Source organism: Streptomyces griseiscabiei (assembly GCF_020010925.1).
Taxonomy (GTDB): Bacteria; Actinomycetota; Actinomycetes; order Streptomycetales; family Streptomycetaceae; genus Streptomyces; species Streptomyces griseiscabiei.
The window spans coordinates 100626-127491 of record NZ_JAGJBZ010000001.1 but is presented as its reverse complement, the minus strand read 5'-3'; the positions used below and the strand labels follow the sequence as shown (position 1 = coordinate 127491).

The following is a 26866-nucleotide window of genomic DNA, read 5'->3' as shown; positions in this document are numbered from 1 at the left end:
GACCCGCCCGTGCCCGGTCCTCGGCGAACGACACGACGGAGTCGACCGTGCCCCAGCCCGACCTCGCCGAGGCGCTGCGGCGCAGCCTGCTGGCCAACGAGCAGCTCAGGCGGAGGAACCACCAGCTCGTGTCCGCGGCCCGGGAGCCCGTCGCGGTGGTCGCCATGGCGTGCCGCCTGCCCGGCGGCGTCCGGTCGCCCGAGGAGCTGTGGCGACTGGTCGCCACCGGCACGGACGCGGTCGGCGCCTTCCCCGCCGACCGCGGCTGGAACCTCGACGGGATGACCGACCCGGACGACGGCCGCGCCTGGCAGGGCGGTTTCATCGACGACGCGGCCGGGTTCGACGCCACGTTCTTCGGGATCTCCGACCGTGAGGCGCTGGCGATGGACCCGCAGCAGCGCCTGCTGCTGGAGACGGCCTGGGAGACGGTCGAACGCGCCGGGATCGTCCCGGCGGCGCTGCGCAACAGCCGGACCGGCGTCTTCGTCGGCACCGCGGCCCAGGCCTATCTGCCCCCGGTCGAGCAGTCGGTGCCGAGCATCGCGGGATACCGCCTCCAGGGCGGCCTGACCAGCATCGCGTCCGGCCGGATCGCCTACACCCTGGGCCTGAACGGGCCGGCCGTCACCGTGGACACCGCCTGCTCCTCGTCCCTGACGGCCCTGCACCTCGCCGTACGGTCGCTCCGCTCCCGGGAGTGCACGCTCGCCCTCGCCGGCGGAGCGACGGTGATGGCCACCCCGGAGGTGTTCGTCGAGTTCGGCCGGCAGCGGGGACTCGCCGTGGACGGGCGCTGCAAGGCGTTCGCCGACGGCGCCGACGGCACCGGGTTCGCCGAAGGCGTGGGTCTGCTGCTCCTGGAGCGGCTGTCCGACGCCAGGGCGAACGGCCACCCCGTGCTCGCCGTGATCCGGGGCAGCGCGATCAACCAGGACGGCGCCAGCAACGGCCTGACCGCGCCGAGCGGCCCCGCCCAGGAACAGGTGATCCGCCAGGCCCTCGCCGACGCGGGCGTCACCCCGCACGACATCGACGCGGTGGAGGCGCACGGCACCGGCACCGCGCTCGGCGACCCCATCGAGGCGACCGCGCTCCTCCACACCTACGGCAGGGACCGGCCCGCCGACCGGCCCCTGTGGCTGGGCTCGCTGAAGTCCAACATCGGTCACACCCAGGCGGCGGCCGGTGTCGCCGGGGTCATCAAGACGGTCATGGCCCTGCGCCACGGCGAGCTGCCGAGGACGCTCCACGCCGACGTCCCCTCCGCCAAGATCGACTGGTCCGGGGGAGCGGTACGGCTGCTGACCGGCCACCGCGCCTGGCCGGACCCCGGGCGACCCCGGCGGGCGGGCGTGTCCTCGTTCGGGATCTCCGGTACGAACGCCCACCTCGTGCTGGAGGAGGCCACCGGGGAGGAGGACGCCGGGGAAGCGACTGCCACCCAGGCACCTGCGGGCCGAGCCGGGGACCGGTCCACGCGGCGGGACAACGGCGCGACCCCGGCCTTCGGGACCGCGGCCGACACGGCGGCTCCCGGCGGTCCCGGCGGGCCGGGGGCCGTGCTCGCCCCGGACGGGCTCGTGTGGCCGCTTTCCGCCGCGTCGCCGGGCGGCTTGCGCGCCCAGGCCGCGCAGCTCTCCCGGATCGCCTCGGAGACCCCGGACGCCGATCTCCCAGCCGTGGGCCATGCCCTGGCCACCACCCGTGCGCACCTGGAGCACCGGGCCGTCGTCACCGCGCCCGACCGCACCGCACTGCTCGCCGGCCTCGACGCCCTCGCGGGCGACCGGCCGGCGGCCGGCGTCGTCCGAGGTGTGCGCGTGGTGACCGGCCGGACCGCGTTCCTGTTCTCCGGCCAGGGCTCCCAGTGGGCGGGCATGGGGCGCGAACTGTACGCGCACTCCCCGGTGTTCGCCGCGGCGCTCGACGAGGCCTGCGCCCACCTCGACCCGTTCCTGCCGCACCCGCTGCGGCAGGTGATGTTCGCCGAGACCGAGATCGAGACCGGGACCGAGGTCGGGACGGTCGAGGAGCCCACCCTCCTCGACCGTACCGACTTCACCCAGGCAGCCCTGTTCGCTCTCGAAGTGGCGCTGTTCCGGACGGTCGAACAGCTCGGGCCCCGCCCCGACTTCGTGGCCGGGCACTCCATAGGGGAGATCGCCGCCGCTCATGTCGCCGGGGTCATGTCCCTCACGGACGCGGCCCGGCTCGTGGCCGCGCGCGGGCGGCTCATGCGGTCGCTGCCCGACACCGGGGCGATGATCGCGATCGGCGCGGGCGAGGCGGAGGTCCTGGCCACGCTCGCCGGTCATGAGCGGCAGGTCTCCGTGGCCGCGGTCAACGCGCCGTCCTCGACCGTGATCTCCGGCGACCGTGACACCGTCACCCGGATCGCCGACCAGTGGCGCGAGCGGGGACGCCGCGTCAACCGGCTGCGCGTCAGCCACGCCTTCCACTCACCGCACGTCGACACCGTGCTCGACGAACTCGTCCGGACGGCCGCCGAACTCGACCTCCGGCCGCCCTCCGTCCCCATCGTGTCCACCCTGACCGGCACCGCGCTGACCGCGGACGAGGCCTGCTCTCCCGACTACTGGGGCCGCCACGCGAGGGGCTCCGTGCGCTTCGCGGACGCCGTCGCCCGGTTGCGCGACCGGGGCGCCACCACGTTCCTGGAGATCGGACCGGACGCCGTACTGACCGCGCTGGGCCAGGGGCAGACCGCTCCCGCCGGGGATCCCCGTTCCGGGGCGCCCGACATCGTATGGACGCCGACCCTGCGCAGGCGACGTGACGAGGTACGTGTCCTCGGCGCCGCGCTCACCCGACTCCACGTCCGGGGAGCCGAACTCGACTGGCCCCGTCTGCTGCCCCGGACCGCCGGGGCCGGCCACGTGGAACTGCCCACCTATCCGTTCCAGCGCCGGAGCTACTGGCTGCGCACCCCACCACCCCGGCAGCAGGCCGGAGCCGGCGGTCCGACCCCGCCGGCCCACCCGTTCCTCACGGCGGAACTCGATCTCGCCGCACAGCCGGACCGGGTCTTCACCGGGCGCCTGTCCACCGAGACCCACCCCTGGCTGAGCGATCACGTGGTGGCCGGTACGGCGACGATCGCCGGGGCCACCACCGCCGAGATCGTCCTGCACGCCGGACGGACGCTCGGACACGCCCGCCTCGACGAACTCTCCCTGTACACGCCCCTGCCGCTGCCCGAGCGCGGCGCCGTCGACATCCAGGTCCGCGTCGGACCACCCACGGCCGACGGCGGGCGCCCGGTGGACTTCCACTTCCGCCTGCCCGCCGGCCGGGCTGACCGTGTCCAGCCTGCCGACGGCGGGCGGCCCGACGACGGGACACCGCCGTGGACCCGGCACGCCACCGGCGTCCTCGCCCCCGTCGACGTCTCTCCTCCCGACTGGCCCGACCTGCGGGTCTGGCCGCCGGCCGACGCGGAGCCCGTCGACCTCGACGCGCTCCACACACGTCTTGCCGGCCAGGACATCGTCCTGGGGCCCGCCTTCCGGCGGATCACGGCGGCCTGGCGACGTGACGGTGACGTCTATGTGGAGGCCGCCCTGCCCGCGGACACCCCGTGGACGCGGGACGGACACGCCCTCCACCCGACCCTGCTCGACGCGGGTCTCCAGGCCGGCCTCATAGCGACCCTCTCCACCGCCGAGGACGAACGGCGGCTCAGGATGCTCTTCTCCCTCGGCGGCCTGACCCTCCACGACACCAGTGGCGTCACCGCCGTACGCGGCCATCTGTCGACCACGACGGACGCCTCGGCCCCGGCCGGTCACAGCCGCCACTCGCTCCGGCTGGCCGACTCCTCCGGCCGCCCCGTCGCCACCGTCCGCTCGCTGGAGCTGAGACCGCTCACCACCGGCACGACACCACCCCGCCCACGGCCCTACCACCTGGACTGGCGCCCGTACGCGCCCGCCTCCGACGCGCCCCAGCGGGACGTCCGTTGGATCGTCTCCGGGAAGAGCGCTCCCCGGCCGCCGCACGCCCTCGCTGACGCGGACGCGCCGATCCTCGGGAGCGTCGGCGACGCCCTCGACAGCTTGGGCACCGGACCGGCGGTCACGGTCCTTGTGTCCCCAGGGTGTGCCGAGCACCGCGACGGCGCACACGACGCCGCGCGCCTGCCCTCCGACACTCACTACGTCACACGCGACCTCCTCGCGTCCGTCCAGGCGTGGCTGGCCGACGAGCGGACCCGCGCGCACACCCTGGTGGTGCTCACCCGGGGCGCGGTCGCCACCGAGGCCGGGGAGCACGTCCCCGGGCTGGCCCAGTCACCGGTGTGGGGACTGCTGCGTACGACCCAGACCGAGCACCCGGGCCGCTTCGTCCTTCTCGACGTCGACGACCACGACGACTCCTGGCGGAACGTACCCACGGCCGTGGCAGCCGCGCTCGCCGACAGCGAACCCCAACTCGCCCTGCGCCGAGGCGTGATGAAGACGCCACGGCTGGTCGGCGCCGACCCCGCGGACGTCCTCGTACCCCCCACCGGACAACGGGCCTGGCACCTCACCCTCCGTGAGGACCCCACCGGCAGTCTCGACGACCTCCGACTCGCCCCCTGCGCCGCGTCCGAGGCGCCCCTCGCCGAAGGACAGGTCCGGGTCGCCGTACGGGCGGCCGGGCTCAACTTCCGTGACGTCCTCATCCCGCTCGGCATGTACCCCGGGGAGGGGCGGATCGGCACCGAGATCTCGGGCGTGGTCGTCGAGTCGGCGCCTGGCGCGTACGACGGCCTCCGTCCCGGTGACCGGGTGATGGGCCTGGTCGAGGGCGGGGCCGTGGGCACCCTCGCGGTCACCGACCGGCGCACGCTCGTCCGGGCCCCGGACGGCTGGACGTTCGCCGAGGCCGCCACCGTGCCCGGAGCCTTCGTCACCGCCTGGCAGGGCCTGGTCGACGTCGCCGGGCTCGGGCCCGGCGACACCGTGCTCGTGCACGCCGCCGCCGGAGGGGTCGGGACGGCCGCCGTCCAGATCGCGCGGCACCTCGGCGCGGACGTCTACGCCACCGCGCACCCCGGCAAGCACGCCACCCTGCGCGCCCTCGGCCTCGACGACTCCCGCATCGCCTCTTCACGGGACACCTCCTTCGAGGGGAAGTTCCGTGCCGCCACCGGCGGCCGGGGCGTCGACGTCGTCCTGCACAGCCTCAGCGGCGAACTCACCGACGCCTCACTGCGGTTGCTCGCCCCCGGAGGCCGCCTCGTCGACCTCGGCAGGACCCCGAACGACACCGGGGACCACCCCGACGCACGCCGACTGCCGTACGAACTCCGCATCGACCCCGAGCACGTCCACGGCACCCTCACCCGCCTGGCCGAACTGTTCCGCGCGGGCGCCCTGGCCCCGCTGCCCGTCACCGCCCTGGACATCCGCCAGGCTCCCCGGGCCCTGCGGCTCATGCGCGACGCGGCCCACACCGGAAAGGTCGTCCTCACGGTTCCCCGTCCGCTCGACCCGGACGGCACCGTCCTCGTCACCGGCGGCACCGGAACCCTCGGGGCCCTCCTCGCCCGGCACCTGGTGACCGAACACCGGGTCCGGCATCTGCTGCTCGTGAGCCGCCGGGGCGCGGACGCCCCCGGTGCCGTGGAACTCCGCGCCGAACTGGCCCGCCTCGGTGCCGAGGTCACCGTCGCCGCCTGTGACACGGCCGACCCCGACGCCCTCGCCGCGCTGCTGCGCGCCGTCCCCGCCCAGCACCCGCTGACGGCCGTGGTGCACGCGGCCGGAACCGTGGACCCCGGTCCCGTCGGACAGTTGACCACCGATCAGCTGGACGGCGTGCTGCGGCCCAAGGCCGACACCGCGTGGCACCTGCACCGGCTGACCCGCCCGCTCGACCTCGCCGCGTTCGTCCTCTACTCCTCGTCGGTGGGCGTCCTCGGACTCGCCGGCCAGGGCAACTACGCCGCCGCCAACACCTTCCTCGACGCCCTCGCCGCCCATCGCCGTACCACCGGCCTGCCGGCCACCGCGCTGGCCTGGGGGATGTGGGGGGAACGCTCCGCGATGGGTGAGCGGCTCGGCGCGGACGGCATCGGTCAGGTCCTCGGCGCCGGGCTCGCGCCGATCCCCACCGCCGAGGGGCTCTCCCGGTTCGACGCCGCCGTCGGAACCGGCGCCGACAGCCACCTCGCGGCGCTGGTCCCCGCGCGGCTCGACCTGGCCGCGCTGCGGGCCCGGCACCCCGTACCGCTGCTGTCGGACCTGACCGCCCCCGCGGCGTCCCGGCCGACGTCGGCGCCCGCCGTCACCCATCGGCTCGGGGAGCTGCCGGAGGCCGAACGGCGGCGGATTCTGCTGGAGTTGGTCACCGATCACGCCGACGCCGTCCTCGGCCGTCCCGAGCCCGGGACGCTCACCGCCGACGCCGGATTCAGGTCCCTGGGATTCGACTCCGTGACCTCCGTGGAGATGAGTAACAGGCTGGCCGCCGCGACCGGGCTGAGCCTCCCGGCGACCGCGGTCTTCGACCACCCCACCCCCGCCGCGCTCGCGGGCCACCTGGCGGACCGACTGGCCGACGCCACGTCCCCGGCCAACCCCACAGCGTCGGCCGCCGCCCCCGAGGAACGGCCGGACGGCCCCCTCGGCACACTGCTGCGGCAGGCGGTCGCGCAGGGACGTATCGCGGACGGGGTGCGTGTGCTGGCGGCGGTCGCGCGCCTGCGGCCCGCGTTCTCCCACCCCCCGCTACCCGGACACACCCCCGCCGCGCTCTGGCTGCACCGGGTCGGACGACCCGCGCTGATCTGCGTGGACTCGTTCATCCCCGCCACGGCGAATCTCACCTACCAGCGGCTGGCCGTCGCCCTGGAGGGCCGGTACGACGTCGCGGCCGTCCCGCTGCCCGGCTACCGAGAAGGCGAGCCGCTGCCCGACACCGCCGACGCGGTGGCCGAGGCCGTGGCCACCGCCGTCGAGGGGTGCGCCGAGGGCGAGCCGTTCACCCTGGCCGGCTTCTCCACCGGAGGTCTCGTCGCGCACGCCGTCGCCCACCGGCTGGCGGCCCGAGGGATCCGGCCCGAGGCACTCGTCCTGATCGACACACTGCCGCCGGGCACCCTCACCACCGCGGCGGCGACCGACATCCTGCGCGAATGGGCCGACGCCCAGGGCGAGTTCTGGTCCCGCGACGACACCGGACTCACCGCCATGGGCTGGTACCTGGACCTGTTCGGCAACCACTGGACACCGGACGCCCTCGACACGGCCGTCCACCTCGTCCAGGCGGCCCGGCAGGTGCCCTCCGCGCCCGACGGCGCATGGGCCCGGTTGTGGAAGGGCCTCGCGACCCGCACCACCACCCCGGGCAGCCACTTCGGCCTGCTCACCGACCATGTCGCCGACACGGCCCGCACCCTCACCGACCTGCTCGGCGCCGACCGGGCCACCCCACGCGGCTGAACCACCGCACCACGGCCTCGCCCCGACCCCACGAACACCCGCACCGCACGGCCCGAGGGCCCCTCGGAGACTCACCGGAGGAACTCATGTCAATCTTCTCGGACTTCCAGCAGGTCGCGCTCCGGCAACCGGACGCGCCCGCACTGGTCACCTTCGACGACGCCGTGTCCTACGGAACCGTCCTCGATCTCGCCCACCAGGTCGCCGCCGGGCTGCTGCGGGCCGGCCTGCGCACGGGCGAGCGGGTCGCGGTGCACCTCTCCAACCGGTACGAACTGGTCTCGGTCTACTACGCGTGCCTGCGGGTCGGCGCGGTGATCGTGCCGGTGAGCCACAAGCTGTCGGCGGGCGAGGTGGACCAGCTGATCGAGGACAGCGCACCCCGCTTCTATCTCGGCGAGGCCGAGGTCCACGAGCCGTGCGCCCAGGTGATCGAGAAGCACGGGACGGTCGAGTACAGCTGGATCCTCGACTCCACCGACTCCACCGACTCCACCGACTCCAGCGACACTGCGATCACGCGGCCGTGGAGCAGTCTCCTCGCGGACACCCCCGTATCCGCCGACGACATCGGACCGGACGAACTCGCCGCCATCTTCTACACCTCCGGCACCACCGGACGGCCCAAGAGCCTCGTACTGTCCCAGGCCACCCTGGAAGCGGGCCTCGACCTGACGCAGGCCCAGGGCGTGGGGCACGCCGACGCCACCTACTACATGATCAATCTGATGAACCCGTGGGGAATCCTCGTCCTGCTCACCTCACTGCGCCGGGGCAGGCCCCTGGCCCTGACGGCGACGAACACCCCGGACGTCGTCCTGCGGATGCTGCGCACCCATCGCTTCGGCTGGATCGGCGGCGCGCCCACCACCTTCCGCACCCTGCTCACGGAGGCCCGCACCGCCGCGGAACCGGCACCCGATCTGGCGGGGACCCGGTGCGTGGCCGGAGGCGACGCCTGCCCGATCGAGCTGAGCCGGGACTTCGCGGAGACCTTCGGGGCCTCCCTGACGGGTGTCTACGGCATGACGGAGACCGCCGCGCCCGTCATCGAACAGCCGCGCATCGACGCCGTCGACGTCCCGTCCATCGGCTGGCCGCTGCCCGGTGTGGAGGTGCGGGTCGACGCCGAGGAGGGCGAGGAGTCGGGGGAGTTGCTGCTGCGCACCCCCTCCCGGCCCGTCGGGTCGTGGAACGGCAGCGGAGTGGAGCGCTTCGACCGTACGGAGTGGCTGGCCAGCGGTGACATCGTCCGGCGACGGGAGGACGGCTGTCTGCTGTTCGTGGGCCGCAAGAAGGACCTGATCATGGTCGAGGGCTATCCGGTCTCGCCGCTGGAGATCGAGCAGGCGATCGCCGCGCACCCCGATGTCGCCGCCGCCCTCGTCTTCGGGGTCCCCGACACCGCGACCGGCGAGCGTGCGGTCGCGCTCGTCGAGCCGGAGCCGGGACGCAGGATCGAGCCGGCGGCGGTGCTTGAGCACCTGTCCGGCCGGCTCGGCGCGTACAAGCACCCCGCGGAGATCGACATCGTCGAGAAGCTGCCGGTACTGCCCAGCGGCAAGCTCGGCCGCCAACGGCTCGCCACCGAGTACACATCGTCCCGGGCGGCCACGGAGACCTCCCCGACCATGCCGGCGCACGCGGGCTGAAGGAGGGCGGCCCGTCGTGAAGTTCGGCTTCGTCATGTTCCCCACGCGGGACGCCATCCCCCTCGCCGACCTCGGCACCCTCCTGGAGGACCGGGGCTTCGAGTCCCTGTTCGTGCCCGACCACACCCACATCCCGGCCGTCACACCCGAGAAGGACGACGTCGCGGCCCTCGCGCCCGAGTTCAGGAACGGCATGGACCCCTTCGTCACCCTGGGAGCCCTCGCGCAGGCCACGTCCACGCTGCAGATCGGCACCGCGATCCTGCTGGTCCCCGAGCGCGATCCCATCGTCACCGCCAAGGCGGTCGCGTCGGTGGACGTGCTCTCCGGCGGCCGGATGAACGTCGGGGTGGGGCCGGGCTGGATCAAGCAGGAGTTGCGCAACCACGGCACGGACCCCGACGACCGCTGGCAGGTCATGGAGGAGCGCGTCCGGGCCATGCGGGAGATCTGGACCAAGGACATCGCCTCCTATCACGGCGAGTTCGTCGACTTCTCCGACATCACCTCCTGGCCCAAGCCCGTCCGGACGCCCCACCCACCGATCCTCGTCGCGGGCAACGGCCCCCGCGTCACCGAGCGCGTCCTGGCCTACGGAGACGAGTGGATCCCCATGGCCCGCCCCGGGGTCCTCGACCGGATCGCCGAGTTCAAGAAGACCGCCCGGAGACCTGGCAGAGACGAACCCCTCCCGGTCACCCTCTTCGGCGGTGAGACCCGCGACGTGGACGCCTACGAGGCCGCCGGAGTCGACCGCGTCCTGATCTGGGCGCGGCCCCTCGACACCGCCCGGATGACGAGAACCGTCGACCGGATCGCGCTCCGCCTCGGCGACCGCCTCCGCTGAGCGGACCCCGGGGACCACGGCCGTCCCCGGATCCCCCCGAGCCCTCCGGCAACTCCCGGCCCGGGACGCCCCCTTGAGTGAGAACCTCCCTGAAAGGCGGTCACCCCATGTCATCCCCGACGACCGAACCCGTGGTGCTCGGCGCCGACTTCGTCCGCGACCCCCACGCCGTCTACGACCGGCTGCGCCAGGAGGGTTCGGTCCACCGGGCCATTCTGCCCACCGGCCTCAAGGTCTGGCTGATCACCTCCTACGAGGAGGGCCGGGCCCTGCTCGCCGACCCGCGCGTGAGCAAGAACATGGCCGACGCGGGGCACCTCTTCGAGCTTCACCAGACCGACATGAACCGTCAGCGCGACTACTCCCACTCGATCCAGCAGTCCATGATCAACATGGATCCGCCGGACCACACCCGGCTGCGCGGCCTCGTCGGCAAGGCGTTCACCATGCGGCAGGTGAACCGGCTGCGCCCCCGGATCGAGGAGATCGCGGACGAGATCCTCGACTCCCTGGCCGACCGCGGCGAGTTCGACGTCGTCGCCGACTACGCGGCCCCTCTGGTCAGCACGGTGATCTCCGAACTGCTGGGGGTCCCCGAGGGCGACCGCGCCGAGTTCCGCGAAACCTCCGAGATCCTGACCTCCGACGCGGACCGGAGCCTGGTGAACAAGGCGTCCAACGCACTGCTGACCCTGGTGAGTGCCATCGTCGAGGCCAAGCGCGCCGAGCCCGACGACAGGCTCCTCAGTTCGCTGATCCTCGCGGCCGACGGCGAGGACAGGCTCAGCCACGAGGAGGTGGTCTCCCTCGCCGTCGTCCTCTTCGTCGGCGGCTTCGACACCACGGTCAACCTCATCGGCAACGGCACTCTCGCCCTGCTGCGCCACCCGGACCAGCTCGCCGGTCTGCGGGCCGATCCGTCGCTGCTGCCGGGCGCGGTCGAGGAGTTCCTGCGCTTCGACGGCTCCGCCAACATCAGTCACTTCCGGCGCACCACCGCCGCGGTCCCCGTCGGGGACGTGACCATACCGGCCGACGAGTTCGTCTTCGTCGGCCTCCTGGCGGCGAACCGTGACTCGGCCCGTTACCCCGCCCCGGACGCACTCGACATCACCCGCGCCGCGACCGGTCATCTCGCGTTCGGCCACGGCATCCACCACTGCGTGGGCGCACCGCTCGCCAGGGCCGAGAGCGAGATCGCCTTCGCACGCCTGCTCGCACGCTTCCCCGTCCTGCACCTGGCGGCCGACCCGGCGGAGCTGAACGTGCGGCCCAGCATGCTGCACCGCGGCGTGCGGTCCCTGCCGGTCCGCACACACGCGGGTGGCGGAACGACTGCCGGCGTGACTGCGTAGCGGCGGGCCGAGTGACCGCGACGGCGATCGCACGGGACCGGTGCACGTCGGTGGGGCGCTCGGTCTCGTGCCCGGCCCCAGGGTGGGAGGGGCCCCGTCAGGCGGGGTCGGCGGAGAGTGTCTTCATGGTGACGTAGCTGGTCACCGTGGCCACGCCGGGCAGGGCGGCCAGCTGGTTGGCGTGGAAGTCCTCGTAGGCGGGCAGGTCGGCGACCTCGACCTGGAGCAGGTAGTCGTAGTTGCCGGTGATGTGGTGGCAGGCGACCACCTCGGGCAGTCGGATGATCCCGCGTTCGAACGCGACCACGTCCGCGCGGGTGTGCCGCATCAGCCGGACCCCGGCGAACACGCGCAGAGCGCGCCCGACCGCGACCGGGTCGACCAGCGCCCGGTAGCCGCGGATGACCCCGGCCTCCTCCAGCTGCCGTACACGCCGCAGACAGGGCGACGGTGACAGCCCGACCCGGGCGGCCAGTTCGTTGTTGCTGATCCGGCCGTTCTTCTCCAGCACGGCCAGGATCGACCGGTCCACCTCATCCATGGTGGCAGATTATTGCTCCTGAGTGTGGAGTACCACAATCGTGCGCCCGTGGTGAGCGCAATTTGCTGCCAAAGTTGCCGAGATCCGTCCGTCTCGGACCGATGGTCGGCCACGCTTCATGGCGTCGTACCGATGTCCACGGAAGGACAGCCATGCCGGGCAACAGCACCATCACCGTCCACGCCGACCGAGGGATCCACCCCACCCGTGCCGTGGCACCGCCCATCTACCAGACGGCGGCGTTCTGGGCCGAGGACGGCGAGACGTTCGCCCGCGGCGCCGTCGAACCGCGCGGCAGGGACTTCTACACCCGCTTCGGCAACCCCAACCACGCCCAGGTCGCCGCCGTGGTCGCCGCGCTGGAGGGCACCGAGGCGGCCATGGTCACCGCGTCCGGGATGGCCGCGCTCACCACCGCCGTGCTGGCCCTGGTGTCCGCCGGCGACCATGTCATCGGGCAGCGGTCCACCTACGGCGGCACGGGCTCCGTCCTGCTGAACCTGCTGCCGCGCCTCGGCGTCTCCACCACCCAGGTCGACCAGACCGACCCGGAGGCGTTCGCGAAGGCGCTGACCCCGAGGACCCGGCTGATCCTGGTGGAGACGCCGAGCAACCCTCTGCTGCAGATCACCGATCTGCGCGCCGTCGCGGACCTGGCCCGCGCGCACAACGTGCCGACCATGGCGGACAACACTTTCGCCACCCCGCTCAACCAGCGTCCGGCGGACCTCGGCATCGACCTGGTCTGGCACAGCGCGACCAAGTACCTCAACGGCCACTCCGACGTCTCCGCCGGAGTGATCGCCGGGTCCGCCGAACTCCTGGACCGGATCTGGGACGTCGGCCTCCTCACCGGCGCCACCCTCGGCCCCGTCGACGCCTGGCTGCTGCTGCGCGGGATGCGCACCCTGCCGCTGCGGATGCCCCGGCACAACGCCAACGGCCTCGCCCTCGCGCAGGCGCTCGCCGGACATCCGGCCGTGGCGAGGGTGCACTATCCCGGCCTGGCGTCGCATCCGCAGCACGAGCTGGCGGCCCGTCAGATGAGCGGCTTCGGCGGGGTGCTCGGCATCGAGTTCACCGGCGGCTTCGAGACGGCCGACGCCTTCCTCGGCCGACTGCGCTACTCGCTGCGGTCGGCCAGCCTCGGCGGTGTGGAGTCCCTGGCGGTGCACCCGGCGTCCATGTGGCGCGGGATGCTCAGCGAGGACCAGATCGCCGAGTCGGTGCCGCCGGGCCTGGTCCGGCTGGCCGCGGGCACGGAGGACACCGCCGACCTGGTCGCCGACGCCCTCGCCGCCGCCGACGCCGTACACACCGCGGCAGCGACCGCCTGAATCACCCGGAGAGCGCCGGTCACACCGTGCGGCGACGCCGTCCATGGGCGCGCGCCTGTGACCGGCGCGGTTCCCGACACCACCGGCCCCTGCGCCCAGCAGCTCGATGAAGAGGTGCATCCTCATGCCCGACCCGCACGACCACCGCCTCGCCGACCCCGCATCCGCATCCGTTCCCGCATCCGTTCCCGCGACCGCCGGCGGCTCGCCCCTCGGCGGCACCCCGCTCTCCCGGGGGCTCAAACAGCGTCACCTGTCGATGATCGCCCTCGGTGGTGTCATCGGCGCGGGGCTGTTCGTCGGCTCCGGCGCCGGTATCGCGGCGGCCGGACCGTCGATCGTCGTCGCCTACGCCCTCTCCGGCGTGCTCGTCATGCTGGTGATGCGCATGCTCGGCGAGATGTCGGCGGCCGACCCCGCCTCCGGATCGTTCTCGGTGCACGCCGAGCGGGCCATCGGCCCCTGGGCGGGCTTCACCGCCGGATGGATGTTCTGGACGCTGTTGTGCGTGGGCGTCGCCGCCGAGGCGATCGGCGCCGCGACCATCATGACCGGCTGGTTCCCGCAGACCGCGTCCTGGATGTGGGTCCTGCTGTTCATGGCCGCGTTCTGCGGTACGAACCTCGCGGCCGTGGGCAACTTCGGTGAGTTCGAGTTCTGGTTCGCGGCCCTGAAGGTCGGCGCGATCTCGCTCTTTCTCCTGCTGGGCGGCCTCGCGATCCTCGGCCTGCTGCCCGGCACGAACGCCCCGGGCGCGGCCAACCTCACCGGGGACGGCGGCTTCCTGCCGCACGGCACGAACGGCCTGGTCGTCGGCCTGCTCACCTCGGTCTTCGCCTACGGCGGCCTGGAGACGGTCACCATCGCCGCCGCCGAGTCCGAACACCCGGTCAGGGGAGTCGCCAAGGCCGTGCGCACCGCGATGTGGCGGATCGCCGTCTTCTACGTCGGTTCGATGCTGGTCATCGTCACCCTCATCCCGTGGGGCGACCCGGCCGTCACCACCAGCGGCCCCTACGTGGCGGTGCTGGACCATCTCGACATACCGGCCGCCGGACAGGTGATGAACGTGATCGTGCTCATCGCCCTGCTCTCCGCGATGAACGCCAACATCTATGGCTCCTCCCGCATGGCGTACTCGCTGACGGCCCGCGGCCAGGGCCCCAAAGCCCTCGGCAAGGTCTCCAAAGGAGTACCGAGACCCGCGGTCATCGCCTCCTCCGGCTTCGGCTTCCTCGCGGTGCTGCTCAGCTACCGGTGGCCGGAGACCGTCTTCACCTGGCTGCTCAACACGGTGGGCGCGGCCGTGCTCGTGGTGTGGGGCTTCATCGCCGCCGCCCAGCTGCGGACGCGCCGGCGGCTGGAGCGGGAGGCCCCCGAGAAGCTGGTCGTGAGGATGTGGGCGTTCCCCGTCCTGACCTGGGTGGCCCTGGCCGGAGTGCTGACCGTCCTGGCCCTCATGGCGGGCCGGCCCGACACCCGTGTGCAGCTGTACTTCACCGGCGGCCTGACCCTGGCCCTCGCCCTCGTCGGCCATCTGCGGCAGAGGGCCCGGACCGCCCGCCCGGATCCGATCCCGCATGAGCGCCGACCTCGGCCCCGCCACGGCACGAGCCCGAACCATCCGAAACATCCGAAACGTCCGTGAAGGAGTACACCCGATGAAAACCCTGCTCACCGGCGGCACCGTGGTCACGATGGACCCGGCTGTCGGCGATCTCGCCCGCGGCGACGTGCTCATCGAGGACGGCGTGATCGTCGAGGTCGCCGAACACCTCGCCGTACCGGACGGCGCCGAGGTGATCGACGCGACCGACCGGATCGTCATGCCCGGCTTCGTCGACAACCACCGCCACACCTGGCAGACCGCGTTCCGGGGCGTCGGCGCCGACTGGACGTTCCCCGAGTGGGCGGTGGCCATGCACGGCACGGTCAAACCCCACTACCGGCCCGAGGACGTCTACGCGGGCACCCTGCTCGGCCGTCTGGAGGCCCTGCATTCCGGTGTGACCACGATGCTCGACTGGTACCACGTCGCACAGACCCCGGAGCACGAGGACGCCGCCGTCGCCGCGCTGCGGGACGCGCCGGGACGGTCGGTCTTCTGCCTCGGCGCCGGATGGGGCACCGCCGACCCCGTCGACGCCGCCGTCCGCCGCCTCCGCGCCGACCTGGGCGAGGACGGCGGCCTGGTCACCATGGCGTTCGGACTGCGCGGACCCGAGGCGACGGGCATGGACACCGTCGCCCGGGAACTGGAACTAGCGGCCGAACTCGGCCTGCGCACCAGCCTGCACGTGGACCTCGTGGGCGGGGCGGTCGCCGAGCTGCGCGCGCACGGACTGCTGCGGGACACCACCACGTTCGTGCACGGCAACGGGCTCGGCGACGAGGAGTTGCGGATGCTCGCCGACGCGGGCAGCTCGCTGTCGATCAGCCCGGACGTCGAGCTGAAGATGGGCTTCGGCTGGCCGATGACCGGCCGGGCGCTCGCCGCGGGGCTGCGCCCGACGCTGTCCGTCGACGACGTCCCCTCGGCCGGCGGCGACCTGTTCTCCACGATGCGCACCGCCTTCGCCGTCCAACGCGGCCTGGACGGCGGCCTGCGCTGCCGCGACCTGCTCGCCTTCACCACCCTCGACGCCGCCGCCTCCTGCGGACTCGACGCCCGGACCGGCAGCATCGCCCCCGGCAAGGACGCCGACATCATCCTCCTGCGCACCGACGACCTGACCGTCTTCCCGGTCACCGACCCGGTCGCCACCGTCGTCAGCCACGGTCACCCCGGCCTGGTCGACACCGTCCTCGTCGCCGGCCGCACGGTCAAACGCGACGGCACCCTGGTGGACGTCGACCTCGCGGCACTCCGCACCCGACTGCTCGCCTCACGCGACCGGATCGCGGCAGCCGCCGGCATTCCGCTCGACGGCACATGGCGCCCGCGGCCGGCATCGCAGTGACGCCGCGAAGCGGCATCCCGCACCGCGCCCTACGCGCCGGGGCCTACCGCCGCCGCACCGATCACCCCTCGCCGGAGTGAGTGTCAGATCCATCATGCCTGTTCGGAGGTGGTTTTCGGTAGGACGCAGCGCACGTCCGTTTGTTCTTGTGGCCGTTGATGCCGCGCGTCAGACTCGTCGTCATCCCCACTCCGGCCAACGCGTCGGCAGCCGTTCCCGGTTGTCGGCGTGGTCGCCGTGCTGTCGCACCGTGTGACGTGCGCGGGCCGGAGGGGGCCTGACGAAGGGGATCGATGGATCAGGGCATGCTCTTGCTGGCGAGGGTCAGACTGCTGAGTGCCAACCGGCGGGTGGTGCGTGGTGCCGAGGGGTTGTGGATCTACCGGCTACTGACACAGGTCGAGCCGGAGGTGTACGGGTCGAAGCTGGCGTACGTCCTGGTGGAGGCGAGCGCCTCGCCTCTGGTGCGGGAGTCGCCCGGGCAGCGGTTGGCCCTGCTGGACGAGGCCGTGGAGGTGGCGAAGGCCCTCAGTACCTCGAATCCCTACCGGGCGAAGATGCTGGCGAGGGCCCTGGCCGCCAGAGAGCGGGAACTGGACGGCCGCCCGGCGGAGTCGCCCGTGTCCGAGGGGCGGGAGTCCCCGCTGACTGAACGCAGCGGTGACTGATTCTCCGATGCACGGCTCGCGGCGTGGGGTCCCTGTCACGGATGGAACCCCACGCCCGCGCTACGGCCGGGTACTTCAGCGGTTCCCTGTGCCCGTCGGCGTGGGGGAGAGCGCGTCACCGAGGCTGGTCAGGACGGAGCCGGACCAGGTGCTCTCACCGAACACGCCGACCGGCAGCGCGAGTACGCCGTACTCGCGTTGGAGCGTCTGCGCGGGGATGTCGGCCGGGAAGAAGTAGTTGCCGGGACACGTCCGGCTCGCCGTGGGAATCGCCTTGAGCACGTCGTCCGGCAACCGCTCGAACAGCCGCTCAGCCCGCGCCGTCAGTTCGTCGCCGACGCGCCGGGGTACGTCACCGTGCTCGGTCAGCAGGCGGTCGGCGAGCCCCAGTTGCGCCGGCGCCGGCGGATCCGCCCGGAACGCCTCGGCCAGTTCGGTGTGCGCCGGACCCAGGAGGACCACGCCGAACGTACGGGGCCACAGCCATCCCTTGGTGACCGAATGCAGCAGGATCGCACGACCGGTGTCCAGCAGCCGCCGTGTGCCGGCGGCGAACGGGGCTCCCAGGTCGTAGACGCTGTCGATCAGAATGTGGCGATGCGGTGCCTCCCGCAACCACGCGATCACCGCTGCGCACTCGTCGTCGGACAGGTATCGGCCGAGCGGCTTGCTGGGGTTGGCGAGCAGCAGGTACTCGGGCCGCTGGTCCGGCGGCGACATCGGGAAGGACGGAGGTGTCGGGGAGGCCGGGGACGTCGGCAGGGTCGGTGCCGGCAGCGTCGGGTAGGAGCCGGGCGCCAGCCCCGCCGCGCGGGCCAGCTCGAAGTACACCGGGTACACGTCGCCGGGCAGCCACAGCCGTGCCCCGACGGCGCGCAGCCAGGGGAACACCACCCCGAGCCCGTGCCGGACCCCTCGGCAGACCATGGCGCGGCCGGACCACTCCTCCGGCAGTTCGAAGCGCCGCAGCCAGGTTCGGGCGAGGTCGCATCGGTACACCTTCTGCGTGTCGGCCGGCGGTTCCGGTCGCATCGGGGCAAGCGCCCGGTACACATTCGTCTCGGCGGCGTCCAGGAGCGACGCGGAAGCGCTGAGCTGCCGCTGCCGGAATGCCTGGAACTCCTCGAACTCCTGGGACCTCATGCCGTCGCGCCTTCCGGCACGATCTCGCTGGCCCGGTCCTCCAGGGAGGCGTAGCACCGTCCGTCGGCCATGACGTTCCAGCTGCGCGCGATCCCGTGGGTGCGTTCCCAGAGCAGGCTGGGTTCGGTGTAGGCGGCGATCCGTATCGGCCGGCCGTCCCAGCTGCCGTGGTACACCGGCGCGCCCCAGGGCAGGCGGTCCGCGAGCGCGAAGCCGTGCCGCTCGGCGAATTCGGTGACGACGGACAGCGAGACCTGGTGTTCGCGGCTCCAGACGTTGGCGGTGCGGTCGAAGTAGAGCGACTCCGTGCTGGTGGACACGTAGAGCTCCTTGAAACAGACTTCCTCGACACCTCGGGCCGCGGCCCACGAAAGGTAGTCGGCGACATCGGCCGCGTCGGCGACGCCCCCGTGCTGGAGCACGCAGATCAGCCGCATCCGCAAGCCCGGCCAGCGGTCGCGTTCCGTGCGCCAGGTGTCGATCACGGAGGTCACCGGTGTGCGAAGCATCATCAGCCGCTCGCTGACGGTGTCGTCCTGATGGTGCCGGGAGACCGCCAGCACGCTCAGGCCCGCGGCGCCCAGGGCGGCGAGGCGGTCGGCCCGGTCGGTGTGCCCGCCCTTGGCCAGGGTGTGCGCGTTGGTGATCAGGACGACCTTCGGGAAGGCCGCCGAGCAGGCGGACACCAGCCGCAGCTGCTGTTCGAACGGTATGAGCGTGGGCTCCCCGCCGCCGGTGATCACCGCACGCTCGGCGCCCGCCGCACGGGCCCGCTCCAGCCAGTGGGCGACCGCGTCCCAGGGGACCCGTGCGGGCGGCTGGTCGCTGGAGATCGAGGCCGAGGAGAAGCAGAACGAACAGCGGGCCTGGCAGGCGGAGGCGACCGGCAGGATCGACACCGAGCGCGGCCGTGTGTCGGCGTAGCGACGCAGCGCCGAGCCGTGCAGGTGCAGCGAGGCCGCCATCGCGTCCTCGACGGTCGTCGGCCGCAGAGTGAACTCGTCGCCCTCGTGGTCGAGTTCATGGACCGCTGACAACCGGATGCGAGCCTCGCGCAGTTCCATGCCGAGCCCGGTCGACACATTGGGCACCAGCCTGTCGGGGTCCACCGTGGTCTCCAGCACCAACAGCCGGTCGCCCGGAACCGCCAGCCGGTCCAGCAGGCGTCGCGCCTTGCCGACGCCGATCCCCAACTCCGCGCGGGTCAGCAGATGGAACCGGTCGGGATAGGTGCTTTCCGGGATCCCCGCCTTGCCGTAGGCGAACGCGTACTTGTCGAAGCCCCTCGCGAAGTTCGACAGCACGATGACATGGAAGCGCTGGTCGCTGTGGTTCATCCCGTCATCATGCTCGACTTCCCTCCCCCTCTGAAGGCCGGAGATCACCCGGCTCCTCGGGCTCCCGCCACCCCGTCCCTCGCCATGCCCGCCCCCGCCCCGCCCCTCGCCTCGCAGGGCATCGGCCGTACCCGATCAACTTCCCGTAATCGGGGGGCAGTCGGCGCACTGCCACGCCCGCGCACCCCACAATGGGCGGATGTGTCCGCGCGCACCCGGCGATGCTCCACTTCCTCCCGCCGAGTCGAGGAGTCGATCTGTGAACCAAGAGCACACGAGCGAGGCATACGACGGCGACCCGGTGCACCACCGTCTGACCGTGACGACTGCGGACGTCACCCTGTCGGCCGGCGGGCAGGTGGTCGCCCGCGCGCCGCGCACCGTCTCGGACTTCTCGTTGGTGGAGACGGCGCGTGCCGTGACCCGGCTGCACGAGCGCTCGCGGGAGTCACTGGATCGCGAACGGATCGGCGAGGCGATCCAGCTCACTCAGCGGATGGGGCGCCTCCTCGGGGAACGGGCCGGGAGCCCCGTGTGCCGGGCACTGAGCGACGCGGCGCGGGACGCCCTGCGGAGCGGAGACACCCTGCCGCTCGCACTGGCGGCCGAGTCACCGTCGCTCGCCGGACTGCCCTGGGAGATGCTGCTGCTGCCCGGAGAGGCGGACCCCCTCGCGCTGCACCCCGTCATCCGCCCCTTTCGCACCGGCCCCGGCGGCGGACACCCGACCCAGGTGGCCGCGCCGGGCACGGCGCGGCCCCTGCGGCTGGTGGCGCTGCTGGCAGGTCCCTCCTCCGCGCACACCCCGCACGAGGGGCTGCTCGACCTGGAGGCGGAGACAGCCCGTCTGACCGCGGCGGTGACCGGTTCGGCCACCGTCGACCTGCGGCTGCTCAGTTCGGGCAGCCTGGACGCCCTGGCCGCCGCGCTGCGGGAAGCACCCGCCGACATCGTCCACATCGTCTGCCACGCCCGCCCCGGGCACCTCCGGCTGGAGACCGTCGACGGGACCCCGCACCCGGTCACGGCCGACGACCTGTACCGGGCGCTGACCGCCGCCCGGTCGTCGCCCGTGCTGGTCCTGGCAGGCTGCTCGACGGCTTCCGCACGGCGCCTGCCCGGTCAGGAGAGTGGCGGCACGGCCTTCCTGCCCGGCATGGCCGAGCAACTGGCCGCCTCCGGAATGCCCGCGGTCCTCGCCATGTCCGCACCCGTCCGGGACGCCTACGCGGGCCGGCTGACCGCCGCTTTCCACGCCGGACTCGCCTCCGGGGTCGGCCCGCTGCACGCCCTGCACTCGGCACGCCTCGCCCTGGAGACGGCCCGGCGGACAGTCGGCGGTGACGCCGCCCTGCCCGAGTGGCACATCCCGGTCCTGTACACCACCGCCCGAACGGCAGCCACGCCCAGTTCCGGGTCCCCGTCCGCGCCCGGTCCACGGACCGCGGACCCCGGAGCCGTCCCGGACGAACGCCACATCCGTACGGGCCCGACCGCGACACCCCTCGCGCGGCCACCCCTGGCGCAGCCACCCCTCGCCCTGCCGCTGGGCACGTTCGTGGGGCGCCGGCCCCAACTGCGCATCGCCGCGCGCGCACTGGGCACGGAAGGCACGGGGCTGGTCGTCCACGGCGTCGGCGGAGGAGGGAAGTCCGCCTTCGTGGGGGAACTGCTGCGCTTCCACGGCGCCGGCCGTCCTGTCGCCCTGGTGCGGGGCAGGACGGACGTCGAGGAGGTCCTGCACACGATCACGGCCGTCCTGCCCGGGCCGGTGGACGAAACCCATCCGCTCACCGACGCCCGGCGCCCATGGCCGGACCGGCTGCGTGAATTCGCCCGCACGGCAGCCGACCTCCCGGCCTCGGCGCCGGTCCTGGTGCTGGACGAGTTCGAGGCGAATCTCGCCCGCCGCCCGGGCCGGCCCACGGGCTTCACCGATCCGGAACTCGGCGCGTTCCTGGAATCCTGGGCGGCCCTCGACCCGAGACCGCCCGTCCTCGTCACCTCCCGCCACCCCCTCCCGCCCGGCCGACACGGAGCGGCACGGCTGCCACATCTGGCCCTGCCACCGCTGACGCCGGCCGAGACGGACCTGCTGCGCCTCAGACTTCCGCAGACCCGTCGACTGCCGTCCGGTGAATGGGACCGGTTCAAAGAAGCCGTGGGCGGCCACCCCCGGACCTACGGCTATCTGGACGCCCTCCTCAGCCGCACCTCCGTCACCGACACCGATCTTGCCCGCCGGCTCGAAGAACTCACCGACGGCATCGCCGCCACCCGGGGCCGGATCGCGGGACGCACGCGAGGCGCCCTGCGGGAGGCCTTACGGATCACCGCAGCCGACACACTGCTCGGCGATCTCGTCGCCACCCTCGACGCCGAATCCCGGAGCCTGCTCACGTACGCGGCGGTACATCGCTCACCCGTTCCGCAACAGGCGTTCACCGACGCCGAGGACGTGGCGGGCGCCCTCGACGAACTGGTCTCCGCCGGACTCCTGGCCCCGGACGGCATCGGGCCGGACGGCGAGCCGCTGTGGTCGGTGCATCGCTGGACCGCGGCCGAACTGGCCGCGCTGGACGCCCCGTCGACCCATCGGGGCCATGAACGGGCCGCCGCCCACTGGGCGGACGTCCTCGACCGGCAGACGCTTCCCCAGCGGCAACGCGTCCACGCGGGGTTCGAGGCGGTCGACCACCACGAGGCCGTCGACCGGCCCGCACGGGCCGCCGAGGTGGCACAGCGCCTGTGCCGGCTGCTGCACGGGATGGGCCGTTGGACCGCCGAGGAGAACCTGTGCCGACGGGTACTGGACTGGGTCGAACCCGGCTCCGGGCAGTCGGCCCAGGCCCATCGGCAGCTCGGTCTCATCGCCCGCGACCGAGGCACGATGCATCCGGCGCGGGAACACCTGGAGCGCGCGCTGACGGTGAGCGACGCGGCCGGCGACCTCCAGGGGATCGCCTTCGCCGAGCACCAGCTCGGCTCGGTGCTCCACGAACTCGGCGACTACGCCGACGCCGAGCGACGCTACCGCCGCGCCTTCGAGGTGTTCCAACGCCTCGGCCTGGACCGGGACGCCGCTGCCTCCCGCTACCAACTGGCCATGCTGGAGGAGTACCGGGGCAGCGCCGGCCAGGCCCGGACCGGCTACGAGGAGGCACTGGCCGCCTTCGAACGGGCCGGGGACACCGGTGCCGTCGTCGCCTGTCTGCGCAGCCTGGCCTATGTCGCCCAGGACGCCCAGGACATGACCACCGCCATGGCGCACTGCCGCACCGCGGCGGGCCTGTGCCGGGACATCGGCGACGAGATGCAGGAAATGGAGATCCACAACCAGGTCGGCAGCCTGCACGTGATCGCGGGCGAACTCGACGAGGCACACGCCGAGTTCGACACCGCGCTGCGCATCGCCACCGCTCGCGACGCCACCGAGGAGATCGCCCGTTCCCACCAGCACCTGGGCATCTGCGCGGAGCGCCAGGGCTCGCTCGACATCGCGGAGGAGCATGTGCGGATCGCGCTGGACCTGAACAGGGAACTGCGCCGGGTGGTCGGCCAGGCCCAGTGCCTGACCCGGCTCGCCTCCCTCGCCCGCGGACGGGGCCGGCCGCTCGCGGGACTGGCCCACGCCCGGGAGGCACTGGCCCTGTACCGCCGGACCGACGAGACACGGGAGCGGCCCGCCACCTACCGCGTCATCGGCGACTGCTTCCAGGACCTGGGCCGGCCCGCGGCGGCGCGCCGCTACCACTCCCGCGGTCCGCAGGAACCCGCGTGAGGTCCGCGACCGGCTCCGACACCACCGTGCGACCGGTCTCCGTCCTGGTGACGGTGACCCGCAAGGAGACCGCCGTGGAGGTCGACGGCACCTGCGTCGTCACCCAAGAGCATCGCGGACTCACCCGCGCCGTGCTGGAGCGACTGTGGAGGCTCACGCTCGCCCGGGGCCGGCGCCCGTCGCTGACCAGGTTCGACCCGGCCACGAGCAGGACCACGTCGGCGTCCACCGCGTCCCGGTACGCCGTCCACGCCCTGGGCATCGCACTCGGCGAGGCGTTCCTCGGCGGGCCCGCCGCGGACGCCGTCGCCCACGCGCTGGACACGAGCGGTCCCGAGCGGCCCGTGTGGATCGGAGTCGCGGTGTCCGTACCGGAGTTCGCCGGGCTGCCGTGGGAGACCGTGCTGCTGCCCGGGGCCCCCGCACCGCTCGCGCTGTCGCCCCGGGTCCGGTTCTACCGCGTGCCGACGGTGCGGCGGGAGCCCGTCCACGAACCCGCTCCGGCGCACGGTCTGCGGATCCTGGCCGCCTTCGCGGACCCCCTCGACGAGGTCGAGGGGGTCGCGCTGGACCTGGAGGCGGACGCACGACGGATCGTCGGCGCCGTCGAGGCGGGCGTGCGGCAGCGGCACATCGACGTCGAGATGATCGACGGCCCCGACACGCTCACCGAGATCCGCCGGGCGATGGGGCGCCGCCCCCGCGACATCCTGCACCTGTCCTGCCATGCGCGCGCGGACGCACTGCTGCTGGAGGACGGCCGTGGCCGGACCCACCCGGTGACCGCGCGGGACCTCGCCGACGCCGTCCCGGTCGGCGGCATGCCCCGGCTCGTGGTGCTGGCGGGCTGCTCCACGGGGGCCGGGCGCTCCCCGGACGACCCGGCACCGGCCGCGGGGGAGGAGGAACGGCTCAGCGGCCTCGCCGCCGAACTCGTCGCGTCCGGCGTACCGTCCGTACTGGCCATGACAGCGGCGGTGAGCGACGACTACGCCGCGGCTTTCTGCGCCGAGCTGTACTCCCTCCTGGGCCGCCCCGACCCCGCGGACGGAGTCGCGGACCCGTCGGCCGTCCTCGACGCGGTCGCCGAGGCCCGGCAGCGGCTGGAGGAACGTCACCCACAGGACCACGGCGGCCCGGCCGACCTGTGCGAATGGCCCACTCCGGCGCTGTTCCTCGGAGCGCCGCCGCTGCCCGCAGGGCCCCGGTCGACGCCCCGCGACGCCGTGCCCCGCACCACGCCGGTGACCGCCCCGGGCCCGGGCCCGCACGTACGGCCGGTGGCCCGCCGCGCCGTGCTGCGTGACCTGATGCGGCTCTGGGACGACGGGTGCGGGGGACTTGTCCTGCACGGACAGGCCGGGGTGGGCAAGTCGACGCTCGTCACCCAGTTCCTCCAGCGCCTCGCCGCCCCGGACGAGGACGTGGTGCGGATCGCGGGCGCGGCCGACGCCTCCGTCCTGGCCGAGGCGCGCCGGAAGGTGGCCGAACACCCGGCGGGCGGCCCGCCGCCGATCGTGGTCGTCGACGACCTGGTGACCGAACCGGTACCGGGTCAGCCGTACGCCCGTTGCGCCGATCCCGTGCTCGCCCGGCAGCTGGCCGACTGGGCCGACGACTCCGACCGGTGCCGGCTGATCATCACCGGTCGGCACCGGCTCCGACTCCCGACCCGGACCGGCCGCGCGCCGGCGTCCTACCACCTCGGCCCCTTGTCACCGGGCGAGTCGAGACTGCTCATCGGCCGACTGCCCGGCCTGAGCCGGTTCCCCGACGAAGCCGTGCGGCGGGTGCTGGCCGAGATCGGCGGCCATCCCGCCGGCCTGGGGCTGCTCGACGCGCTGGTACGCGGCGCCGCGCCGGTCCTGCCCGGGCTGGACGACCGGCTGTCCGACTGGCTGGCCGCCGAGGGCCGTTCGCGTACGGAGGTCCGCTCGGCCGGACTGGGGTCCGCGATTCGCTCGACGTACCGGCTGCTGGCCCGCGACACGGGGGTGGACCGGCTGCTGCGGGACCTCACGCCCGTTCAGCACACGCTGCTCGTCTCGCTGTCGGTCCACCGGCACCCCCTCCATCCGGACGCCCTCGCGGAGTGGCCGGAGACCCGTACGGTTCCGGCGCGCGTGACGATCGACCTGCTGGAGAGCCGAGGCCTGCTGGCCACCGCCGACGCCACCGCCACGCAATGCACCGCCACCCACGCCACCCACTCCTCCGCCGTCGCCGATCGGCCCACGTACTTCGTGTGCCGTTGGCTGGCCTCGCTGCTGGCCGGCTCCGAGCCGCCGGAGCGGATGGCCGCCGTCCACGAGCAAGCCGCACGGCACTGGCTGGACATCCAGCGGTCGAAGGGCGACACCGCCAGGATCGTGCTCGATCTGACCGAGAGCCGACACCACTTCCGGCAAGCGGGCCTGATCGACGAGGCGTTCACGATGACCGTGGCACTGGTCGACCGGCTGCGGCCCACCGGCGCCTTCGCCGAGATGGAGCGCGTGGCGCGGGAGTCGCTGGCGTGGACACCGTTGGAGGACCATGCCGCCGCCGTCCTGTACGACGCGTTGGGCTGCGCGGCACAGGACGCCGGGCGCTTCACCGAGGCCAGGGCACACCGGGAGCGGGCACTGGAGCTGTTCACCCGCGTCGGCTTCGAAGACGCCGCTGCGATTGCCGACCTCGAACTCGGCACACTGGAGGAGGCGATGGGGGAGTACCCGGCCGCGAGGAAGCGCTACGAGCGAGCGCTGGTGACCTTCACCGGGGCCGACGACCCGGCGGAGGTGAAGCGCGCCCGGCACTTCCTGGGCAGTGTGGCGATCGCGACGGGTGACACGGCCGCGGCCCGGGGCCACTACGAGGCGCTTCTCGACCTGGAGACCGCCCAACCCGACGCGGAGAGCCCGGCGGGGACGGCCGCCGCCCTGCACCAACTGGGTGTGGTGGAACACAACTGCGGTCGGCTGGACGTGGCGGAGGGTCACTACCGGCGCGCGCTGACCGTGCATGAACGGCTCGGCGACCGGACGGCGACCGCCTTCGGATACCTCCAGCTCGCCCTGCTGGCACAGGAACAGGGCGACCGCGCACAGGCGACCGTCCTGTGCCGGCGCGCCATGCGCATCGGGGACGAGGTGGGCGATGTGGCCGGGACCGCCGCCGGGGAACACCTGTTGGGCATGATCGCCGACGACGCCGGCGAACCGGGACAGGCCAGGGCCCACTACGAGCGGGCCCTGGCCTTCCTGACTCTCGCCGGTGACCGCGCGGGGGTGGGCACCGTCCATCACCAACTGGGCGTGCTGGCACAGGGCACGGGCGACACCGGGCGCGCCCGCGACCTGTACCTGCGGGCGCTGGCCGTCGCCGAGGACTGCGGCGACCGGTACGGCGCGGGCCGTTCCCGTCACCAGCTGGGACTGCTGTCTGCCGCCGAGGGCGACGCGGCCGGTGCGCGGGTCTGGCACCGGCAGGCCCTGGACACCTTCGAGACGATCGAGGACCACGACGGACAGGCCAGGGCGCTGTCCGCGCTCAGCGAGCGGGAGCGGCTCGCGGGGAGCCCCGAGACCGCCTTCGGCCTGGCCCTGCGCGGCTTCGTCGCGGGGCTCGAATGCGGACCACGGACACCGGTGGCGGCGACTGCCCTGTACGAACTAGCCGACGTGGCAAGGGAGGTGGGGGACGACCGGTTCCGGGAACTGCTGGCGGGGTCGCTGGAGCCCTCGGAGGCGGACGCCGTCGTCGAAGCCGTGCGCACGGCACAGGACTTCGGGGACCCGGACTGAGACGTT

General features: G+C 73.3%; 13 protein-coding genes. 10 read left to right on the top strand and 3 right to left on the bottom strand.

Annotated features, from left to right (window positions below):
- Positions 1 to 47: 47 nt before the first annotated feature.
- The 4 genes from J8M51_RS00515 to J8M51_RS00500 all read left to right on the top strand — a co-directional run bounded on the left by J8M51_RS00515 (position 48) and on the right by J8M51_RS00500 (position 11308).
- Entirely contained in the window at positions 48 to 7454 is a 7407-nt protein-coding gene (locus J8M51_RS00515) for a type I polyketide synthase (RefSeq protein ID WP_267298885.1), read from the top strand.
- An 86-nt stretch (positions 7455 to 7540) separates the two neighbouring features.
- Positions 7541 to 9106: a class I adenylate-forming enzyme family protein gene (locus J8M51_RS00510; RefSeq protein WP_179203374.1), complete on the top strand. Its 1566-nt coding sequence runs from the start codon at positions 7541 to 7543 to the stop codon at positions 9104 to 9106.
- Between the two features lie 16 nt (positions 9107 to 9122).
- Positions 9123 to 9953 (top strand): LLM class F420-dependent oxidoreductase, encoded by an 831-nt coding sequence (locus J8M51_RS00505; protein ID WP_086761300.1) that lies wholly within the window; start codon positions 9123 to 9125, stop codon positions 9951 to 9953.
- 107 nt (positions 9954 to 10060) lie between these two features.
- The gene (locus J8M51_RS00500) at positions 10061 to 11308 is read left to right on the top strand and encodes a cytochrome P450 family protein (RefSeq protein WP_179203375.1); all 1248 of its coding nucleotides are present in this window, start codon (positions 10061 to 10063) and stop codon (positions 11306 to 11308) included.
- A gap of 97 nt (positions 11309 to 11405) precedes the next feature.
- Here J8M51_RS00500 and J8M51_RS00495 read toward each other — a convergent pair whose 3' ends face one another.
- Positions 11406 to 11849, bottom strand: coding sequence for an Lrp/AsnC family transcriptional regulator (locus J8M51_RS00495; RefSeq protein ID WP_086761302.1), 444 nt, complete (start codon positions 11847 to 11849; stop codon positions 11406 to 11408).
- A 152-nt stretch (positions 11850 to 12001) separates the two neighbouring features.
- Here J8M51_RS00495 and J8M51_RS00490 point away from each other — a divergent pair, with 152 nt between their 5' ends.
- The 4 genes from J8M51_RS00490 (at position 12002) to J8M51_RS00475 (ending at position 16814) form a co-directional block, all read left to right on the top strand.
- Positions 12002 to 13186, top strand: a complete 1185-nt coding sequence (locus tag J8M51_RS00490) for a trans-sulfuration enzyme family protein (protein ID WP_086761304.1) — start codon at positions 12002 to 12004, stop codon at positions 13184 to 13186.
- A 124-nt stretch (positions 13187 to 13310) separates the two neighbouring features.
- Positions 13311 to 14834: an amino acid permease gene (locus J8M51_RS00485; RefSeq protein ID WP_086761306.1), complete on the top strand. Its 1524-nt coding sequence runs from the start codon at positions 13311 to 13313 to the stop codon at positions 14832 to 14834.
- Positions 14835 to 14847: 13 nt separating this feature from the next.
- Complete coding sequence (locus tag J8M51_RS00480) at positions 14848 to 16146, top strand: amidohydrolase family protein (protein WP_086761308.1); 1299 nt, start codon at positions 14848 to 14850, stop codon at positions 16144 to 16146.
- A gap of 305 nt (positions 16147 to 16451) precedes the next feature.
- Positions 16452 to 16814, top strand: coding sequence for a hypothetical protein (locus J8M51_RS00475; RefSeq protein WP_256966034.1), 363 nt, complete (start codon positions 16452 to 16454; stop codon positions 16812 to 16814).
- A 75-nt stretch (positions 16815 to 16889) separates the two neighbouring features.
- Here J8M51_RS00475 and J8M51_RS00470 read toward each other — a convergent pair whose 3' ends face one another.
- Both J8M51_RS00470 and J8M51_RS00465 read right to left on the bottom strand, forming a co-directional pair.
- Positions 16890 to 17957: an aminotransferase class I/II-fold pyridoxal phosphate-dependent enzyme gene (locus J8M51_RS00470; protein WP_086761310.1), complete on the bottom strand. Its 1068-nt coding sequence runs from the start codon at positions 17955 to 17957 to the stop codon at positions 16890 to 16892.
- Positions 17954 to 19294, bottom strand: coding sequence for a radical SAM protein (locus J8M51_RS00465; RefSeq protein ID WP_086761312.1), 1341 nt, complete (start codon positions 19292 to 19294; stop codon positions 17954 to 17956). The genes J8M51_RS00470 and J8M51_RS00465 overlap by 4 nt, the downstream gene beginning before the upstream one ends.
- Positions 19295 to 19553: 259 nt before the next feature.
- On the opposite strand from J8M51_RS00465, the gene J8M51_RS00460 reads away from it, so the two are divergent.
- Positions 19554 to 23075 carry a tetratricopeptide repeat protein gene (locus J8M51_RS00460; RefSeq protein WP_267298884.1) on the top strand — a complete coding sequence of 1174 codons (3522 nt, stop codon included), beginning with the start codon at positions 19554 to 19556 and terminating at the stop codon, positions 23073 to 23075.
- Positions 23072 to 26860, top strand: coding sequence for a tetratricopeptide repeat protein (locus J8M51_RS00455; RefSeq protein WP_267298883.1), 3789 nt, complete (start codon positions 23072 to 23074; stop codon positions 26858 to 26860). Before J8M51_RS00460 ends, J8M51_RS00455 begins: the two co-directional genes overlap by 4 nt.
- Positions 26861 to 26866 lie beyond the last annotated feature (6 nt).

Excerpts from the sequence above, each read along its gene's own strand:
- J8M51_RS00510 (WP_179203374.1), top strand. The coding sequence starts at position 7,541 with ATGTCAATCTTCTCGGACTTCCAGCAGGTCGCGCTCCGGCAACCGGAC.
- J8M51_RS00500 (WP_179203375.1), top strand. The coding sequence starts at position 10,061 with ATGTCATCCCCGACGACCGAACCCGTGGTGCTCGGCGCCGACTTCGTC.
- J8M51_RS00495 (WP_086761302.1), bottom strand. The coding sequence starts at position 11,849 with ATGGATGAGGTGGACCGGTCGATCCTGGCCGTGCTGGAGAAGAACGGC.
- J8M51_RS00490 (WP_086761304.1), top strand. The coding sequence starts at position 12,002 with ATGCCGGGCAACAGCACCATCACCGTCCACGCCGACCGAGGGATCCAC.
- J8M51_RS00485 (WP_086761306.1), top strand. The coding sequence starts at position 13,311 with ATGCCCGACCCGCACGACCACCGCCTCGCCGACCCCGCATCCGCATCC.
- J8M51_RS00480 (WP_086761308.1), top strand. The coding sequence starts at position 14,848 with ATGAAAACCCTGCTCACCGGCGGCACCGTGGTCACGATGGACCCGGCT.
- J8M51_RS00475 (WP_256966034.1), top strand. The coding sequence starts at position 16,452 with ATGCTCTTGCTGGCGAGGGTCAGACTGCTGAGTGCCAACCGGCGGGTG.
- J8M51_RS00470 (WP_086761310.1), bottom strand. The coding sequence starts at position 17,957 with ATGAGGTCCCAGGAGTTCGAGGAGTTCCAGGCATTCCGGCAGCGGCAG.
- J8M51_RS00465 (WP_086761312.1), bottom strand. The coding sequence starts at position 19,294 with ATGAACCACAGCGACCAGCGCTTCCATGTCATCGTGCTGTCGAACTTC.